General features: G+C 64.2%; 3 protein-coding genes. All 3 read right to left on the bottom strand.

Annotated features, from left to right (window positions below; translation table 11 throughout):
- On the bottom strand, positions 1–906 hold a 906-nt coding region (tilS, locus tag EN984_RS31075), incomplete at its 3' end, for a tRNA lysidine(34) synthetase TilS (RefSeq protein WP_127384202.1).
- Between the two features lie 57 nt (positions 907–963).
- Positions 964–2,073 carry a tol-pal system protein YbgF gene (gene ybgF, locus EN984_RS31070; RefSeq protein ID WP_127270140.1) on the bottom strand — a complete coding sequence of 370 codons (1,110 nt, stop codon included), beginning with the start codon at positions 2,071–2,073 and terminating at the stop codon, positions 964–966.
- Positions 2,074–2,297: 224 nt separating this feature from the next.
- On the bottom strand, positions 2,298–2,492 hold a 195-nt coding region (locus EN984_RS31065), incomplete at its 5' end, for an OmpA family protein (RefSeq protein WP_164757703.1).

The following is a 2,492-nucleotide window of genomic DNA, read 5'->3' as shown; positions in this document are numbered from 1 at the left end:
GCTGCGGGCCTGATCCGGCAGGAAGGCAATTCCGCCGGTCATGGCCAGCAGGATACGCAACGCATAGACGGCCGCTCGCTCGTCGCCTGTGTTCAGCAAGAGCGGATCAAGACGAATGAGCCCGCAGGACAGCCGGGTCGCGAAATCGCCGATCAAACTTGCGGCGGCGAGGCCGAGTTGACTGCGCGCGCGGCCCTCATGCGCGGCCAGCGCCAGTGCATCGTCGATGCGCTGCGCACCGTTGCTGTCGGCAAGGGCTGCCCGCACACGCGGCCGCTCGAAGGCCGCGTCGATATTGGTGGGGTCGTCGGCCCAGCCGACATTCTCACGCCGCAGGACGTCGCGCAGCGCCTCGCGCCGCAACCCGAGAAGCGGCCGAACGATCCACTCGCGCCAGTCATACAAGGTGGCCGGCGCCATGCCGGCAAGTCCCCGGCCTGCCATTTCGGCATGGCCTTGGCCCCCGTCCCGCGCCAATCCTTCCTCGCGCGCTTGCCGCATCAGCACCGTCTCTGCCTGGTCATCGGCGGTATGGCCGGTGAGGATCAGGCCGATGCCTTCGGCTTGTGCCGCCTCGGCCAGCAGCCGGTAGCGCGCCTCGCGAGCGGCGGCGGGCAGGCCGGTCGATGGCTTGGGGCCCGACCATGTCAGGATGCGGTGTGAAATTCCGAGTCTGGCGCACAGCTTCGCCACTGTTTGCGCTTCCGCAGCCGAACCGGACCGCAAACCGTGGTCGATCGTTACCGCCAGCAGCCTGGTTGCCGGCGCCTTACGGTCGAGATGGTGTCTGAGAAGAAGGAGCAGGGCGGTCGAGTCGCTGCCGCCGGACACGGCCGCAACAGCGCCGCTGGTAAAATCGATATGCGAAAAAGGGTTAGTCGAAAGGTCCGGCTCGGTGTCGAGCATAATGCATGTCGCCCAAAAGTGATCCCGGTTTCAGGACAACGACATGTAGGACAAGGATCAGCAGGCAGCCAGAGCCTTCTCCTGCTTGACGCGTTCCTTGAGCGCACTGGAAATATCAGGGTAGCGCTTGCCGACCTCGCTGAAGGTGGCACAGGCAACATCATGCTGCTTGAGGCCGACCAGCGACACGCCGAGCTTCAGCAACATGTCGGGAGCTTTCTTGGCCTTGGGGTAGTCCTTGCTGGCGGCAAGGAACGTCTCGGCCGCGTCGCGGTATTTCTGCTGGCCGAGCAATGACTCGCCCAGCCAGTAATGCGCGTCCGCCGCCTTCGCATCCTTGGGGAAGCGGGCGATGTGATCGCGAAAACCCTGCTCGGCGGTGCCGTAGTCGCCCGAGAGGATGAACTGGTAGGAGTTGCGGTAAAGCTCTTCCGGGTTGTTGGTGGCGGGCAACGCCGCGACCACCGTATCGGATTTTCCGGCCTTGGGCGCCGCCCCGGCGACTGGCGCGGTGTCCTGCGCCGGCGCGGTCGATTGCGTGTTGCCGCCGGCATCGATGACATTGCCGTTCTTGTCGACGGTGATGGTGCCGAAATTCTTTTCCGGCGCTCCCGTACCGGGAATAACCTTTCCGGGGTCGCCGTCGGGAGATTCGACGATGACATCCTCGACCGTCTTGCCGCCTGCCGATTGATCGTTGGCGGGCGCGGCGCCGGCATCGGCCGGCGCCCGTATTGCCGGGGCCGCCGCCACATCGTTGTCGGTGCCGGTGGTGGCGTCCGATTTCTTCTGCGCCGGCGGCTGCCCGCCTTGCGTGCCGCCGCCTTCCAGCTGCTGGAAGCGGAATTCATTGTCTTCCTGCTGCTTGCGGATCTGCTCCTGCATCTGCAGGACCTGGAAATTGAGTTCCTCGATCTTGCCGTTCATCTGCCGCAGCTGCTCTTCCAGGCTGGTGACAGCGGCAGGATCGGATTGCACCAGCTGAACCTGGTCCGGTTTCTTCTTTTGACCGAAAAGGTTGGGCAATTCGATACTGGGAAGATGGAAGGTAAAGCCGCTGTCGGTTGATTGCCCCGTGCCGCTCGCCCCGGTGCCGCTGGCCAGGGCGGTGACGCCTGATAGGAGCAGCAGCGCAAGCGTGCCGCTCAGAACCGATCTCAAATGCATGTGCCTCTCGCAGTGATTTCGTTAGCTTGTTCGCGCCTTCCAATCAGCATGGGACCAGCCAAGCGCCCTCGGCTCATAGCAGGAGCCGAGACTTCGGCCAAATTTTGTTTCGGGCATCCGGATGTGAAAAAGGCGGCCCCCAAGGCCGCCTTTCGCACAGGTATGTTGCATTTTTACCGCTAGACGGCCGCCGTTCTTGACGCGCCGGTCGGCTGCGTGATGCTTCAGGAGCCAGCGCCGCTAAGCGTGGTGACCGCGCGGCGGTTCTGCGACCAGCAGGAGATGTCGTCGCAAACCGCGACCGGACGTTCCTTGCCGTAGGAAATGGTCTTGAGACGGCTGGCCGAGACGCCCTTGGCGACAAGGAAGTCACGGGTGGCGGCGGCGCGGCGGGCGCCGAGCGCCAGATTGTATTCACG

The sequence above is a fragment of the Mesorhizobium sp. M7A.F.Ca.CA.004.12.1.1 genome, assembly GCF_003997835.1.
Classification (GTDB): Bacteria; Pseudomonadota; Alphaproteobacteria; order Rhizobiales; family Rhizobiaceae; genus Mesorhizobium.
This window is presented reverse-complemented; position numbering and strand designations above follow the sequence as displayed.